General features: G+C 62.0%; 14 protein-coding genes. 12 read left to right on the forward strand and 2 right to left on the reverse strand.

The features are described from left to right. Positions 1-20: 20 nt before the first annotated feature. Positions 21-818 (reverse strand): formate/nitrite transporter family protein, encoded by a 798-nt coding sequence (locus tag ABOA88_RS00630; RefSeq protein ID WP_196168233.1) that lies wholly within the window; start codon positions 816-818, stop codon positions 21-23. A 358-nt stretch (positions 819-1,176) separates the two neighbouring features. On the opposite strand from ABOA88_RS00630, the gene ABOA88_RS00635 reads away from it, so the two are divergent. The 9 genes from ABOA88_RS00635 to ABOA88_RS00675 all read left to right on the forward strand — a co-directional run bounded on the left by ABOA88_RS00635 (position 1,177) and on the right by ABOA88_RS00675 (position 10,300). Beyond that, complete coding sequence (locus tag ABOA88_RS00635; protein WP_196168482.1) at positions 1,177-2,115, forward strand: Dyp-type peroxidase; 939 nt, start codon at positions 1,177-1,179, stop codon at positions 2,113-2,115. A 274-nt stretch (positions 2,116-2,389) separates the two neighbouring features. Next, the gene (locus ABOA88_RS00640) at positions 2,390-5,239 is read left to right on the forward strand and encodes an HD domain-containing phosphohydrolase (protein ID WP_367850743.1); all 2,850 of its coding nucleotides are present in this window, start codon (positions 2,390-2,392) and stop codon (positions 5,237-5,239) included. Positions 5,240-5,438: 199 nt separating this feature from the next. Next, positions 5,439-5,645 carry a tautomerase family protein gene (locus tag ABOA88_RS00645; RefSeq protein ID WP_070574555.1) on the forward strand — a complete coding sequence of 69 codons (207 nt, stop codon included), beginning with the start codon at positions 5,439-5,441 and terminating at the stop codon, positions 5,643-5,645. Positions 5,646-5,698: 53 nt separating this feature from the next. Further along, complete coding sequence (locus ABOA88_RS00650; RefSeq protein WP_367850744.1) at positions 5,699-6,409, forward strand: SDR family NAD(P)-dependent oxidoreductase; 711 nt, start codon at positions 5,699-5,701, stop codon at positions 6,407-6,409. Between the two features lie 115 nt (positions 6,410-6,524). Beyond that, a complete protein-coding gene (locus ABOA88_RS00655; RefSeq protein ID WP_196168236.1) occupies positions 6,525-7,448 on the forward strand; it encodes a LysR family transcriptional regulator in 924 nt (307 codons plus the stop codon). Positions 7,449-7,662: 214 nt separating this feature from the next. Then, positions 7,663-8,190, forward strand: a complete 528-nt coding sequence (locus tag ABOA88_RS00660) for an HvfA family oxazolone/thioamide-modified RiPP metallophore (protein ID WP_367850745.1) — start codon at positions 7,663-7,665, stop codon at positions 8,188-8,190. A 64-nt stretch (positions 8,191-8,254) separates the two neighbouring features. Continuing rightward, positions 8,255-9,100: an HvfB family MNIO-type RiPP peptide maturase gene (locus ABOA88_RS00665; protein ID WP_367850746.1), complete on the forward strand. Its 846-nt coding sequence runs from the start codon at positions 8,255-8,257 to the stop codon at positions 9,098-9,100. Then, entirely contained in the window at positions 9,093-9,878 is a 786-nt protein-coding gene (locus ABOA88_RS00670) for an HvfC family RiPP maturation protein (protein ID WP_196168239.1), read from the forward strand. Before ABOA88_RS00665 ends, ABOA88_RS00670 begins: the two co-directional genes overlap by 8 nt. A gap of 131 nt (positions 9,879-10,009) precedes the next feature. After that, complete coding sequence (locus ABOA88_RS00675; RefSeq protein ID WP_070574542.1) at positions 10,010-10,300, forward strand: hypothetical protein; 291 nt, start codon at positions 10,010-10,012, stop codon at positions 10,298-10,300. A gap of 49 nt (positions 10,301-10,349) precedes the next feature. Here ABOA88_RS00675 and ABOA88_RS00680 read toward each other — a convergent pair whose 3' ends face one another. Further along, a complete protein-coding gene (locus ABOA88_RS00680) occupies positions 10,350-11,243 on the reverse strand; it encodes a LysR substrate-binding domain-containing protein (RefSeq protein WP_367850747.1) in 894 nt (297 codons plus the stop codon). Between the two features lie 112 nt (positions 11,244-11,355). Between ABOA88_RS00680 and ABOA88_RS00685 the strand changes: the two genes are divergently transcribed. The 3 genes from ABOA88_RS00685 (at position 11,356) to ABOA88_RS00695 (ending at position 14,880) form a co-directional block, all read left to right on the forward strand. Then, on the forward strand, positions 11,356-11,808 hold the full coding sequence (locus tag ABOA88_RS00685; protein ID WP_367850748.1) for a PACE efflux transporter: 453 nt from the start codon (positions 11,356-11,358) through the stop codon (positions 11,806-11,808). A gap of 328 nt (positions 11,809-12,136) precedes the next feature. Beyond that, a complete protein-coding gene (locus ABOA88_RS00690; RefSeq protein ID WP_367850749.1) occupies positions 12,137-12,901 on the forward strand; it encodes a COG4705 family protein in 765 nt (254 codons plus the stop codon). Then, positions 12,898-14,880 carry a heavy metal translocating P-type ATPase gene (locus ABOA88_RS00695; RefSeq protein ID WP_437437075.1) on the forward strand — a complete coding sequence of 661 codons (1,983 nt, stop codon included), beginning with the start codon at positions 12,898-12,900 and terminating at the stop codon, positions 14,878-14,880. Before ABOA88_RS00690 ends, ABOA88_RS00695 begins: the two co-directional genes overlap by 4 nt. Positions 14,881-14,895 lie beyond the last annotated feature (15 nt).

Here is a 14,895-nt window from a genome sequence, read left to right on the forward strand (position 1 = left end):
GGCGGGAGGGTAAAGCAGATTCAGGGCGCCGGCTGCTGGTCGGCGGTTTCTGCGAGGACGGGCCCGTACGAGAGGTAGTACGCCAGGCCCACAAAGAATGCACCCCCCACTGCGTTGCCCAGGAAAACGGCGCCGATGTTCTGCGCAAACTGAGCCCAGCTCAGGTAGCCCGCGAAAATGGCTGCGGGAATCAGGAACATGTTGGCAACCACATGCTGAAAGCCGATGGCGACAAAAGCCATGATCGGGAACCAGATCCCCAGGATCTTGCCGCTGACATCCTTGCTGGCGTAGGACAACCACACCGCCAGGCACACCAGCCAGTTGCAGCCGATGCCTGAAATGAACCCATGGAGAAAATCAGCATTCACCTTGGCGTTTGCCGCCGCCAAGGTCTTTGCCAGATACGCGCCCTGTGACAGACCCAGCAGGTGGCCGAAGCAGTAGGCGACAAACAGTGCACCCAGCAGATTGGCCAGGGTGACCAGCAACCAGTTGCGCGCCACCGCGGCCAGTTGAATCCGCTTGGCGAACAGGGCCATGGGCAGGGTCATCATGTTGCCGGTCAGGAGTTCGCCTCCGGCGAGGATCACCAGGATCAGGCCTATGGGAAACACCGCAGCGCCGAGCAGGTTGCCCAGCGAAGCCCATTGAACCGGGATCAGGGTGCTGACATGGATCGCCAGCAGGAACCCCAGCGAAATGAATGCTCCGGCCAGAAAGCCCAGAATCAAAGTTGAGAGGGTTGGCAGATGGGCTTTTTTGTAACCGGTCTCGATGACGAGTCCGGCAATTTGCGCGGGGGTATTCACAGGCATCTCAGTGGCTCAGTTAACGATATGCGACCGGGCACACTCTTGCGGTCACGCGCCTTCGCCGGCGATGGAGGTCGGTCCGATCTGGCAGGTGCAAGAGGTGGATTTGAACAATGGCGAGAACGCGGGGCATCCGGCGCGGCATCAGGGCGACGGAAATTAGCTGAGACAAATTGAAGCAGTCCAATTATTTAAGTGGATCACTTGATAAGCGTTGTCGATGACCTGGAAGGAGTGGGGTAGACGGCCCGTTCGTGGGTTTGCAGTGTGCTATACCCTTTAACCGAGCCTAGCGTCGGCTGCCTGGTGCACCGGCAAGGGCTCATGATTTCTGACTGTCAACAAGGCGAAACCCGTGAACATGAACATTTCCGAGATCGAGCCCCAAGCTGTCGATACCCCGATTACCCGCAGCGCCATCTTCATCGTGGCTACGCTCAAGCCCGCAGATGGCAGCCGTGACAGCGTCCGTGCGCTCTGTGGCGACCTCGCCGGCCTGGTTCGGTCAGTCGGCAAGCGTGTGCCATCAGGCAATCTTTCCTGCGTGGTCGGCTTCGGCGCTGGCGTGTGGGAGACGCTGTTCGGGGCACCGCGCCCGGCGTCGTTGCATCCGTTCCGCGAATTCGGCAGTGGCGATCGCGTTGCGCTAGCCACTGCAGGGGACATTCTGCTGCACATCCGCGCCGAACAGATGGACCTGTGCTTTGAATTGGCCGCGCAGGTCATGAAGCGCCTGGAGGGCGCCGTGACGGTGGTCGACGAGGTCCAGGGTTTCCGGTACTTCGACATGCGCAGCATCATCGGTTTCGTCGACGGCACCGAGAACCCCACTGGCCGCGAGGTCGGCAAGTTCACCCTCGTCGGCGACGAAGACCCCTCGTTCGCGGGGGGAAGCTACGTGCTGGTGCAGAAGTACCTGCACGACATGACCGGCTGGAACGGGCTGTCCACGGCGGAGCAGGAAAACATCATCGGGCGGACCAAACTGTCGGACATCGAGCTGGACGCGTCGGTAAAACCCAGCTGTTCGCACAGCTCGCTGACCACCTTGGAGAAAAATGGCCAAGAGGTGAAGATCCTGCGCGACAACATGCCCTTCGGGCGTCCCGGCGCAGGGGAGTTCGGCACCTATTTCATCGGCTATGCCCGCTCGCCGGCGCCGATCGAGGAAATGCTCGAGAACATGTTCGTCGGCAAGCCGGCAGGCAACTATGACCGGCTGCTGGACTACAGCCGGGCGGTGACGGGCGGGCTGTTCTTCGTGCCGTCGGCAACCTTCCTGGCCGCCTGCGAGGACTAACCGAGGCGACAGCGCCCACGTGACGACGTGGGCGCTGTCGTTTCCGGGCGGCTTGGAATCGGACTTCAAGCCGACGGTGGTATTGCGCGCAGCGCCCTGGTCGCTGCTGCAAGTGTTCACATCTCCCCGGCACGATTGCGTTGGCTGATTACACTGTTGGAAGCGCCACACATGGAGTACCTGGGATGGGCTGTGTGCTGATCGTTGTCGCTCGCCAGTCGGCGGACCTTGTGTTCGGTGTATGTGCGGCCAGGTGCTCAGGGAGTCTGCCGCGATGAACACCCCCGGACGTGGCATCTCTTTGCAGCTTCTGGTGGCGCTGGCAATCATGCTGGGCATGTTGCTGCTGGGCGCAGGCCTGGCCTGGCAGGGCTACAGCGGAGTCCGACAGACCCTGCTGGCTGCCGCTGGGGATACTGCCCAGCAGGTGGGCAAGACGATCGACGAGCGTGCCCGCCGGCTGGTCGATCCGGTACAGAGCAGTCTGCGGTTGCTGGCCGCTGATCCGCTCGCCGGCGACCTGGCCCAACGCCTGGAGCGGCTCCCGCAACTGGTAGAGAGCCTGAACGCCAACAAGATGCTCAGCGCCGCCTACGTGGGGTACGCCAATGGCGAGTTCCTGCTCGTGCGCAGGCTTAGGGACCCACAGTTGCTCGAGCGTTTCGCGGCGCCACCTGGCACGGCCTTCCTGGTGCAGAGCGTCAGCCAGCAGGCGGGCGGGGCGATGTCAGGCCAATGGCGCTTCTATGACCGCCAACTCAACCTGCTCCAGGCCCAGGTCAAGCCGGACTACCAGTTCGATCCGCGCGCGCGACCTTGGTTCGTCGAGGCTTCAGGACAGAGCACCACCGTGCTGACCCGCCCTTATGTGTTCTTCACCACCCGCGAGGTCGGCATGACCCTGGCCCAGCGCAGCATCAAGGGCGAGGCGGTGATCGGCATGGATGTCTCGGTCGACGACCTGGCCAGTGAAAGCCGGGACCTGCGCATGACCGCAGGGACCGAGCTTGCGGTGATCGACGATCAAGGCAGCGTGGTGGCCTATCCGGACCTCAAGCGGGTCATCGTGCACGAGGGCGAGACGGTGCGCCTGTCGCGCATCACCGAGCTTGGTATTCCCAGCCTTGCGCAGCTGTATGCCGACCTACCCCAAGGCGACAGCCCCAAGCGTTACCAGGTGGGCGGGGAAGCCTGGTACGGCATGCGTGTGCCGCTCACCACCTTGGCCGGGCAGGACTTGCAGGTGCTGATCGCCGTCCCTGCCCATGAGCTGCTGGCGGGGGCGCGCAAGGTGTTGTTCGAGCAGTTGCTCTGGACCGCGGCGTTGATGGCCGTGCTGCTGGTGCTGGGCGGCTTGCTCGGCCAGCGTATCGGTCGCCCGTTGCGCCTGCTGGCCGAGCAGGTGCGCGGCCTGGCAGGTTTCGATTTCAGCCGCGAGGTGGGGGTCAGGTCACGGGTGTCGGAGGTGCGTGAGCTGAGCCAGGTGCTCAGCCGCATGTCCGGCACGATCCGCAGCTTCCAGGCGATCACCCTCACGCTCAGCCGTGAGAGCCAACTGGAGCGCATGCTCGAAGGCGTGTTGGCGCACCTGGTCGATGCCGCTGGCGTGCACGCTGGAGCGGTCTACCTGTTCGATGCGGAGCACGCGCAGTTGCGCCTGGCCACCTGCTGCGGCAGCGAGGCCTATCCAGCGCAGCTGCAGATTCAACCGGGCGATCACCAGGACTTGGCGTCAGTCGTCACCCATGCCCTCGACCTGAGCGGGCGCAGCCTGGCGGTGGTGCTCAACGACCGCAGCCAGGCGCTGCTCGGCATCCTGGTGCTGCAACTGGAGGCTGGTCAGGCGGGCGAAGGGGTGGGGCAGCCCTTTCGACGCTTTGTCGAGGAGTTGTCCGGCGCCGCGGCCGTGGCCATCGAGACGCGCCAGCTGGTCGAGGCCCAGCAACGCCTGCTCGATGCCATGATCAAGTTGTTGGCCGATGCCATCGACGCCAAGAGCCCCTACACGGGCGGTCATTGCGAGCGGGTGCCGCAATTGGCCCAGATGCTGCTGGACAAAGCCGTGCAGGCCGACAGCGGCCCCTATGCCGACTTCACCATGAGCGACGCCGAGCGTTATGAGTTTCATGTCGCTGCCTGGCTGCACGACTGCGGCAAGGTCACCAGCCCCGAATACGTGGTGGACAAGGCGACCAAGCTGGAAACCCTCTACAACCGCATCCATGAAGTACGCATGCGCTTCGAAGTGCTCTGGCGCGATGCCGAGCTCGATTACTGGCGTGGGCTTGCCAGTGGCGCGGATCAACCGCCACTGCAGCGCACGCTCGAGCGTGCCCAGGCCGAATTGCAGGAAGCGTTTGCCTTCGTTGCCAAGGCCAACATCGGTGGGGAGTTCATGCAGGAGCAGGACATCGAGCGGCTGCAGCGTATCGGCCAGCGGCGTTGGCAGCGGCACTTCGACAACCGCCTGGGGCTCTCGCGCGACGAGGAAGAGCGTTTGGCAGGTGTCCCCCCCGTGCCGTTGCCGGCCGATGAGCTGCTGTTGGCTGACCGCGACGATCATCGGATGCCCTGGGGCGCGCGCAAGCCGCCTGTGGCCAAGGATGACCCGCGCAACATCTGGGGGTTCGACATGCGCCTGCCGACGCATGCCAGCAACGCCGGTGAGCTGTACAACCTGTCGGTCCAGCGCGGTACGCTCAACGAGGAAGAGCGCTTCAAGATCAACGAGCACATCGTACAGACCATCATCATGCTCGACTCGCTGCCGTTCCCGCGCCACCTCAAGCGCGTGTCGGCCATCGCCGGCAGCCACCATGAGCGGATGGACGGTGCGGGGTATCCGCGCCGGCAGGGCAGGGATGACTTGGGGATTCCTGAGCGGGTCATGGCCATTGCCGATGTCTTCGAGGCCCTGACCGCTGCCGATCGGCCGTATAAACCGGCCAAGACCCTGTCCGAGTCGGTAAAGATCCTGGTCACGATGGCCCGCGACAACCACATCGATGGGCAACTGTTGCGGTTGTTCCTCACTAGCGGGGTGTACCAGGAATACGCGCAGCGGTTCTTGCGGCCCGAGCAGATCGACGCGGTGGATGTGTCGTATTGGGTGGGGCAACTTTAGCGTGGAGCTGGGCGGTATCGGTCCGATCAGCTACCCCTGGCAAGGCGCGTGAAGGGGCGATTGCTTGCCCGCGCTATTTGATACACCGCATCACAAATGAAGTGCTCGGGCCTGTATTTATCCATCCAAGGCAACTTTCTACAGTCTTCTCCACCCGCTGCCCCGTCATTCCGACACCGCAGCGAACGGAGAGCACACCATGCCTTTCATCAGCGTACGTATCACTCGCGACGGCGTCACCCCCCAGCAAAAGGCCCAGGTGATCCAAGAGATCACCCAAACCATGGAGCGTGTCCTGAACAAGGACCCAGCGCTCACCCATATCGTGATCGAAGAGATCGACACGGATAACTGGGGGTACGCGGGCATGACCACGACGGCCTATCGCAAGCAGCAGGCGCAGTGAGCTGTTCGCGCAAGCGCTTTTCCCGAACTTATCGCTTTGACCGAGGAATCATCATGAGCACTTCAAGCAAGGTCGTCATCGTCACCGGCGCCTCCCAAGGCATTGGCGCTGGCGTCGTCAAAGGTTTCCGCGAACGCGGCTGGCAAGTGGTCGCCACCTCCCGCTCTATCCAGCCATCGAGCGACCCGGGCATCCTGACTGTCGCTGGCGACATCGCCGACCCGCAGACCGCCGAGCGCGTCGTTGGCGAGGCGATCGCCCGCTTCGGGCGGATAGACACCCTGGTCAACAACGCCGGCATCTTTGTCGCCAAGCCGTTCACCCACTACACCCATGCCGATTACGCGCAGGTCGTGGCGACCAACATGAGCGGTTTCTTCTACATCACCCAGCAGGCGATGGTGGAAATGGAAAAGCAAGGGCGCGGGCATGTCGTCAGCATCACCACCAGCCTGGTCGATCATGCGATCGATGGCGTGCCTTCGGTATTGGCGTCCCTGACCAAGGGCGGGATCAATGCGGCGACCCGGTCCCTGGCGATCGAATATGCCAAGCGCGGCATTCGGGTCAACGCGGTCTCTCCAGGCATCATCAGAACGCCCATGCATGCTGCCGAAACCCACGAGGCGCTGGGCAAGCTGCACCCGGTCGGTCACATGGGCGGGATTGACGATATCGTGCAGGCGATCCTGTACCTGGAAGGCGCAGGCTTCGTCACCGGCGAGATCCTGCATGTCGACGGTGGCCAGAGCGCAGGCCATTGATCCGAAGGCGGCTTTACCGGCTCGCACGGGTGGTAAAGCCGTTGGGGCCACGATGCTTTTCTGTTGCCGGGTGTGGTAAAGATCTGCCTCAGGATCTTCCGACCCGGTACCTGTGATGAAACGCCATTTCGACGATTTGCAGTTGGGCAGCATCGAACTGTTCTGTCTGGCTGCCGAAGCCGGTAGTTTCACCGCCGCGGCCCAGCTTGCCGGCGTTACCCCCGCGGCAGTCAGCCGCTCGATTCTTCGACTGGAGAAACGACTGGGGTCGCGGCTCTTTGCCAGAACCACCCGCAGTATCCGCCTGACCGAGGCTGGGCGAACCTTCTTCGAGCAGTGCAGCCAGGCTCTCAGTCAACTGGTGGAAGCGCAGCAAACCGTCATGGGCGCTCAGGCGACGCCGTCCGGGCGTTTGCGTATCAGCTTGCCGACCACCTATGGGCATCACCGCATCCTTCCGTTGCTGCCGCTATTTCGCGAGCGCTATCCGCAGGTCACCGTGGAGATTCACCTGGGCAACCGGAACATCGACTTCGTGGCGGAGGGGTACGACCTGGCGATCCGGGTCAGGGCCCAGCCGGATTCGACCCTGGTCGCGCGCTTGCTCGAAGACGCCAAGCTGGTCGTGGTGGCCTCGCCTGCGTATCTGGCCAAGGCCGGCACACCGCAGGTACTGGAGGATCTGGACACGCACGAGTGCATTCAATTCGAGCTGCCCAGCAGTGGGCGGCGGATTTCGTGGCTGTTCCAGGAGCAAGGCCGAGACCGAGAGATCTTCACCGACGGTGGCTATGCCTGCTCCGACGATGTCCTGGGCGGCGTCACGCTCGCTCAACATGGTGCGGGGCTGTTCCAGACCTACAAGTTCATTGTCGAGCAACAGCTGGCCGATGGTCGTCTGGTCGAGGTTCTCGATGCTTTTGGCGGGCGCTCCCGGCCCTACACCTTGCTGTATCCCCATGGGCGCTCCATTCCTCAGCGGGTCAGGGTCTTCGTGGACTTTCTGCTGGAGTACCGCGAGCAGTGGGCAGCGCTGTAATCCCAGGGTGGTCGCCTTCCTCCGGGGCTGAATGTATCTCTGTGTATCTAAGCGCCCGCTTGCACGGCTTCGCTTACAAATGCCGCTGCCTGCGGATACGTGCGCGATACAAGCGTGAGGCCAAATGAACCTGCCTGAACGAAACGGCCCTAGGCCACGTTCCCAGGCACGTTCGCCCTAGCGGCCAATCGCATAGATATTTCGGAGAATCACCATGTCCCGTTCCCAGTTCCCTAGCAAGACCCGCCTCGGCCTGCTCACCATTGCCCTGGTCGGAGGCATCAACATGACATCCGCCGCCTTCGCCGTGGACGCAATGCCCCAGGGCTATCAGCTTGCTTCCGCGCAAAAAGCCGGGGAGGGCAAGTGTGGCGAGGGCAAGTGCGGTGCCAGTGGTGCCAAGGCCAAGGCGACCCAGGCTGAAGGCAAGTGCGGCGAGGGCAAGTGCGGTGCCGATGGCGCCCAGGCCAAGGCAACCCAGGCCGAAGGTAAGTGCGGAGAGGGCAAGTGTGGCGATGCCTCCTTCGCCCGTACCGACGCCGACCATGATGGCCGTGTCTCGCGTGCCGAACTGCTGGCGGTAGCGCCCAAGGCCAATGCCGAGTTCGATGCCATCGACGCCAATCACGATGGTTTCCTCTCCGAGGGTGAGGTGTACCAGTTCCGCAAGAACCAGTTCGACGCCAACGGCAAGCCATTCCCTTCCGATCTGTACAGCAAGTTGAGCCAGGCCAGGAACTGACCTTCACTGATCGCCTCCCCGAGCCCTTGGCCGGGGAGGGAACAGCACTCCCAGGAGATCACCCATGAGTACTTCGTTTGCCTTGCACGGTGCCGGGCTCGGCCTGCGTCGGTCGCTTTTGCCTGAGCTGCTGAACATGGATGTTGGTGCGGTGGATTTTCTCGAATGTGCGCCGGACAACTGGATCGGCGTCGGCGGCGCCTACGGTGAGAGCCTGGCCCGTCTGGCCGAGCGCTTCCCGCTGTCCTGTCACGGCCTTTCGTTGTCCCTTGGTGGCCCCGAACCGCTGGATCATGAGTTCCTGCGGCGCATCCGCGCCTTTTTCGATCGGCATGATGTCCCGCTGTTCAGCGAACACCTGAGCTACTGCAGCGATGACGGCCACTTGTACGACCTGATTCCCATGCCTTTCACCGACGAAGCGGTGCGCCATACCGCCGGGCGTATCCGTGAGGTCCAGGATGCCCTCGGCCGACGCATCGCTGTCGAGAACATTTCCTACTACGCGGCGCCTTACCAGGCGATGAGCGAGATCGATTTCTTGTGCGCGGTGTTGGATGAGGCCGACTGCGACCTGTTGCTGGACGTCAATAATCTGGTCGTCAACGCCTGCAACCACGGCTACGACGCTGACGCCTTCCTTGCCCGTGTACCGGCCGGGCGGGTGGCTTGTCTGCATGTGGCCGGTCATTACGATGAGGCGCCTGACCTGAAGATCGATACCCATGGTGCTGCGGTGCAGCATGACGTCTGGCAGCTGTTGCACAGCGCCTACCAGTACCTGGGGGTGGTGCCGACCTTGCTGGAGCGCGATTTCAATTTCCCGCCACTTGGCGAACTGCTCGGCGAGGTGGATGCCATCCGGGCGCTGCAGGCCGCCGCGCAAGTGCCGGAGGTGCGTCATGGCTGAGACTTTGCGCGAACAGCAACTGTGCATGAGCCGTTTCATTCGCGATCCGCACGCCAACCCTGCACCGCCCGGCATCGAGGCGCGGCGTCTGGCGGTTTACCGACAACTGTTTCTGGGCAATATGCAGTCGCTGCTGTCTGGCAGCTTCCCTGTGCTGAGCGCCACGTTGGCCCAGGCGCAATGGCAGTCGCTGACTGCGGAGTTCTATGCCGGCCACCGCTGCAAGACGCCGTTGTTCACCGAAGTGGCAGGGGAGTGGGTCAATTACCTGGAAACCCGCGCCGACCTGCCGGGCTGGGTCGCCGAACTGGCCCACTATGAATGGGTCGAGACCGTGTTGTTACTCAGCGACGCCGCCGACCCGTCCCATGATCCAGAGGGCGACCTGCTCGATGGCGTGCCGCTGCTATCGAGCCTTGCCATGCCCTTGGCCTATGCCTGGCCGGTCAGCCATATCGGCCCCGACCACATTCCGCTAGAAGCGCCAGTCGAACCCACGTTGCTGCTGGCGCGACGCGGTGCAGATCAGAAAATCCACTTCGCGCGGCTTGCGCCCTTGGCCCACGCGCTGCTGGTGTCGCTGCAACAGCAGCCCGTCACCGGTCGTGAACACCTCGCCGTGGTGGCTGGTTGGGCGGGTGTCGAACGAGGGGTTATCGAATCCCAAGGCAGCGCGTTGCTCCACAGCCTCAAAGCCCAAGGCGTCGTAATCGGCACTGCGAGAGACCCAGCAGGTAGCGACCTCCGGCTGCCGGCTGGGAGGGTCGTGGCGTTTTGAGCCACAAATGCCGGGCCTGCGGTTGTTAAGGCGTTTGGTCCGAAATTGCGGCAAAAAATGCATACCGTGCCGATGCCTGCCACTCATAAATGAACACAGATCTTCCTGTGTTCGACTTGAGGTAAGCAATCATGGCTAACAATCAAGACAACCGTGGCGACCAAGGCGGCAAAACGACCGGTGCCGGTCAACAAGGTGGCCAGGGGGCAGGAGGGATGCCCAATCAGCAAAAAGGCGGGCAGGAATCCGGCCGCAAGCCTGAGGACAAGATGAACAAGGACTGGGATCGCTCCAGGGATTCGGGCAGCCAGGGCGGGCAGTCGGGTCAGAACACGACCGACCAACAGAACCCCGCGCAGAAAGACCGCATGGGTGGGCAACAGTCGCAAGGCGACACTGAAAAGTGGGACAAAGACCGCTGATTGCCTTTGAACTGCACTGGGGTGGATAAACCACCCCGGTGCACCGGGTTCACGCCATTGTGGCGGCCGCCGCTTCCTCCAACCACGTCAGCAAGGCTTTCATTTCAACCTGTCGCTCTCGGCCCGGCACGCATACCGCCATGTAACGCGGCCCTGGCAGGCTGATTTCGGGCCTGAAGATCATCAGTTCACCTCGCTTGAGGCTGTCGGCCACCAGTACGTTGCTTGCCAGCACCAAACCATGGCCTGCGATGGCGGCAGCCAGCGCATAGTGCTCGTCATCGAACTCACGCATGCGTGCCCGTTCCAGCCAGTCTGGACAGCCGGCTGCGGCACACCAGCTTTGCCAATTGATCGTGTCGCCTTGCGGGATCTGCCAGCGCAGGTCTATCAGTTGGAGCTGATCCTCATCCAGGCGGGCCAGCACGGTCGGCGCGGCATAGACCGAGAAGCGCTCGTTCATCAGCGGCTGGCTGAACAGCCTTGGATCTGGGCGGCTGACGGCTCGGATGGCCACGTCGACGCTGGAGTCACGCAACAGGTCCACCAGATCGTTACGGGTGTCGACCCGTATGTCCAACTGCGGGAAAGCACGATAGAAAGCGCCGAGCCTTGGAATCAGCCAGCTCGCGGCCAGGCCGGGCGTCGTGGTGAGGGTGAGGGTCAGCGAATTGGTTTTCGGCAGGAAGTGTTCCAGGCTCCGGCTGATATCCAGGAACGCTTGGTGGACCTGGCGATACAGCAGCTCGCCCTGCTCGGTCAGCGCCACGCCTTGCCCGGAGCGCTCGAACAGCAACGCGCCAAGCCGGGCCTCCAGCGCCTTGACCTGGTGGGAAATGGCCGCCGGGGTGACAGACAGTTCCTCGGCGGCGGTCTTGAAACTGCCTAGGCGTGCCGCAGCCTCGAAGCTGCGCAGTGCGTTGAGCGCAAGCGTGGAGAACACCCACCACCTCCCTGGATGAATTGGATTGGGACCGGCTCAATTTATCTCATTTTTCCTGGCCTTCATGGGGCGCTAACGTGACCGGCACTTGCTCAATCATAGGCGCATCGTCATGCAAGGCCCTCTTCGAAAAGTCGTACAGGCTGTGCTTTATGAAGCCATCGCCGTCGCCGTTCTGTCACCCGCCATCGCCCTTGTCTACAAGAATGGCTTGGCGCATGCCGGTGCGCTGTCATTGATGCTGTCCGCCAGCGCCTTGCTCTGGAACGTGGTGTACAACTACCTGTTCGAGTGCTGGGAGAGCCGCCGGGCGAACCGGGCGCGTACTGTCGGAAGGCGCCTGCTTCACTCCGTGGGGTTCGAGGGCGGGCTGGTGGTGCTGTTGGTGCCCTTGGTCGCCTGGTGGCTGCAGATCTCTTGGTGGGCCGCATTGGTGACCGATCTGGGGTTGTTCGTGTTTTTCTTGTTTTATGCGCTGGTGTTCCAGTGGGGCTTCGATCGCGTGTTCGATGTGCCTCTGTCGGCGCAGGGTAGGGCGCCGGCCGATGCGTGCTCCGGGCCCTGACCGCGTTGACTAGGCTCCGTACCAGATGTATCTGCGCTCGCCCATACTGCGTTGAAACGGGCTCGGAATGCTCATGTACCCAGTACACTGCGCGTGCTCGCCCTGTTTCGTCTTGTCTGGCCTTTGCGCGAACATATTTAGACCCTAGGGGGCGAATGCGTCGTGGGTGGCAGCCTTTGCTTGGCTGATCAAGCTCGCGCAACGAATAGTTGGACGCAGCGATCGAGTGATCCCGTTCAGGGAACATTTCCATTTCAGTACTCAGGCCCGTCTAAGTTTTCATCCGTAGCCTCTCTTCCTGTCACCGCGACAACAGGAGGCAAACGCGATGAATACACTCAGCACACGCTGGCTCAACAAGGTACCGGAGGTGACACTTGCCTTCTGGATTATCAAGGTCATGTCCACCACCGTCGGTGAGACTTTCGCTGACTTTCTCGCTGTCGACGTAGGTTGGGGACTTGGTATCACCAGTGCGGTGATGGCGCTGCTGCTGATCGGGGCCCTCGTCTTGCAAATGCGCAAGCATGCCTACGAACCTTGGATCTATTGGTTGAGCGTGGTCCTGGTGAGCATCTTGGGTACCCAGATCACTGATATCTTGACCGACGTATTGGATGTCAGTCTCTACACCAGCACAGCAGTCTTCTCGTTACTGCTGGTTATCAATTTTGCGGTCTGGTATGCGCTGGAGCGCAATTTGTCTATCCGCCAGATCGTTACCCCGCGACGCGAGTTGTTCTACTGGAGCACCGTACTTTGTACCTTTGCTCTGGGTACCGCAGGTGGTGACTTAGCCACTGAGGCGTTGGGCCTAGGTTTTGGTGTTGGGACGTTGATCTTCGGCGCACTGATCGCAGGATGCCTGATAGCGTGGCGGTCGGGCATCAACACGGTCTTGGTCTTTTGGGTCGCTTACGTCCTGACCCGCCCGCTCGGTGCCTCGCTAGGTGATTTGCTTACTCAATCACGCGAATACGGTGGCCTTGGCATGGGAGCCACCTGGACCAGCGCGATTTTCCTTTGCGTCATTTTCATGCTGGTTGGCGTTGCCCAGATTGGCGCCGTTCAGTCCAAGCGACTTGCTCCCTGAAAAAGAGGTGTACTCATCACTGCCATGGCCACCATCACCATGCCCATTCGCACCTCACGTCGGGCTTGCTGTCCCAGGCTGAGCGGCGTACTGCTGCTCGTCAGCTGATCCTCGCAATGGTGGCGTTGGGGCTGTTAGGGCTGGGGCTGGTCTGGCGCTGGCTAGCTCCGGCCCAAGAGGGTGTCAGTCAGTTGCTGCTGGGCGGCGCTTCGCTGCTCGTCGCCATTCCGGTGTTGCGTTCGGCTTGGTACAGCCTGCTGCACCCTAGTCTTCACGGCATCACCGATCAGCTCATCGGCTTGGCCATGTTGTGTGCCTGGGCGACCGGTGATCTCGCTACAGCGGCACTGTTGCCGATCATCATGATCTTCGGCCATATCCTCGAAGAGCGCAGCGTGCTCGGCTCTCAAGAGGCCATTGCGGCACTTGGACAGCTGACCCGCAGCAATGCGCGCCTGATCGACGCCGCTGGCCAGGTGCATGAGGTCGATAACGCGAGCCTCAAGCCTGGAGACCTGGTCGAGGTCCGTGCCGGTGACCGAGTACCGGCTGATGGGCGCATCCTTGAGGGGCAAGCGAGCCTCGATACCGCTCCCATCACTGGTGAATCCATCCCGCAGGAGGTGACGACCGGTATGAACGTCCATGGTGGCTCGATCAATCTGGATGGTCTGCTGCGGATGGAAATTACCCGCGTCGGCGATGACTCTACCTTGGGCAAGGTCATCGCCCTGATGCAGCGCGCCGAACAGGCCAAGCCGCCTATCACGCGGCTACTGGAGCGGCATGCTGGACGTTACATGGTACTGGTGCTGCTGATCGCTGCCGCGACTTGGTTCATAACCAGCGATTCACAGGCCATGTTGGCCGTGCTGGTGGCTGCCTGCCCGTGCGCATTGGTCCTGTCGGCGCCGGCGACAGCGGTGGCAGGCATTGCCGTTGCCGCCCGACATGGCATCCTGATTCGAGGGTCCGCCTTCCTTGAGGAGCTCGCCGACTTGTCTTCGCTGGTCATCGACAAGACAGGCACCCTGACCTACGGCGACCTGCGCCTGCGCAGCGTCGTCGTCACATCGAGTGCAGTGTCGCAAGACGATGTCGTCGATCTTGCCGCAAGTCTCGGCGTGGCCAGTAGCCATCCGGTCAGCCGGGCTCTGGCGACGCTGGTGCCGCACGCCCACCATTTGCCCTTAATGGATGTCCATGAACGCCAAGGCTTTGGGGTATTGGCGCGCACGGCAGAGGGCGAAGCTGCGTTGGGGCGACCGGAGCTGTTCAGGGAATTGGGCATAGCGGTGTCCACTGTCCCTGAACATGATGGTCCCATCGTCGGCTTGGCACAGAATGGACAATTCCTGGGCTGGCTGTTGCTGGCCGACAACGTGCGGGCAGAGTCTGCCGAGGCCATGCAGCAATTGCGTGAACTGGGACTGGAGCGTCAGTTGTTGCTGACCGGAGACCGCAGCCGTGTGGCCGAATCCATTGCTGCGCAGGTAGGCATTACTCGTGTAGTGGCCCAGGCGCTACCCGAAGAGAAAATGCGCCAGGTCAACCGTGAACTTCAGCTTGGCTTCCGCCCCTTGGTGGTCGGGGATGGAATCAATGACTCGCTGGCTCTCAAAGCAGGTGTCGTGGGGGTGGCAATGGGCGCAGGCGCTGCTGATATCGCGCTGGCGGCGTCGGATATCGTGCTTATAAACGGTGACCTGCGGCGCCTAGGCACCTGCATCCGTCTTAGTCGCCGGTGCCGCCGTACACTCCAGATGAATGTGCTGATTGGCCTGGGCTGGACCTTGGTCATCGTTGGGGCGGCAGCTTTTGGTTGGTTGGGCGCGGCAGGGGCAATGATCGCGGCGCTTTTGCATAATCTCAGTACATTACTGGTGCTCATGAACTCTGGGCGCCTATTACGTTATGACGAGAGGATCATGGCGGGAAGCGGTATGTTGGCAGAACATCAGTTGTCAGGTGCTGTGTAAGCGTGATTACGGTGT

The organism is Pseudomonas sp. PKS, assembly GCF_051913525.1.
Classification (GTDB): Bacteria; Pseudomonadota; Gammaproteobacteria; order Pseudomonadales; family Pseudomonadaceae; genus Aquipseudomonas; species Aquipseudomonas guariconensis_D.

Bases quoted from the DNA above. Each gene is read 5' to 3' on its own strand.
- ABOA88_RS00630 (WP_196168233.1), bottom strand. From the start codon at position 818: ATGCCTGTGAATACCCCCGCGCAAATTGCCGGACTCGTCATCGAGACC.
- ABOA88_RS00635 (WP_196168482.1), top strand. From the start codon at position 1,177: ATGAACATTTCCGAGATCGAGCCCCAAGCTGTCGATACCCCGATTACC.
- ABOA88_RS00640 (WP_367850743.1), top strand. From the start codon at position 2,390: ATGAACACCCCCGGACGTGGCATCTCTTTGCAGCTTCTGGTGGCGCTG.
- ABOA88_RS00645 (WP_070574555.1), top strand. From the start codon at position 5,439: ATGCCTTTCATCAGCGTACGTATCACTCGCGACGGCGTCACCCCCCAG.
- ABOA88_RS00650 (WP_367850744.1), top strand. From the start codon at position 5,699: ATGAGCACTTCAAGCAAGGTCGTCATCGTCACCGGCGCCTCCCAAGGC.
- ABOA88_RS00655 (WP_196168236.1), top strand. From the start codon at position 6,525: ATGAAACGCCATTTCGACGATTTGCAGTTGGGCAGCATCGAACTGTTC.
- ABOA88_RS00660 (WP_367850745.1), top strand. From the start codon at position 7,663: ATGTCCCGTTCCCAGTTCCCTAGCAAGACCCGCCTCGGCCTGCTCACC.
- ABOA88_RS00665 (WP_367850746.1), top strand. From the start codon at position 8,255: ATGAGTACTTCGTTTGCCTTGCACGGTGCCGGGCTCGGCCTGCGTCGG.
- ABOA88_RS00670 (WP_196168239.1), top strand. From the start codon at position 9,093: ATGGCTGAGACTTTGCGCGAACAGCAACTGTGCATGAGCCGTTTCATT.
- ABOA88_RS00675 (WP_070574542.1), top strand. From the start codon at position 10,010: ATGGCTAACAATCAAGACAACCGTGGCGACCAAGGCGGCAAAACGACC.
- ABOA88_RS00685 (WP_367850748.1), top strand. From the start codon at position 11,356: ATGCAAGGCCCTCTTCGAAAAGTCGTACAGGCTGTGCTTTATGAAGCC.
- ABOA88_RS00690 (WP_367850749.1), top strand. From the start codon at position 12,137: ATGAATACACTCAGCACACGCTGGCTCAACAAGGTACCGGAGGTGACA.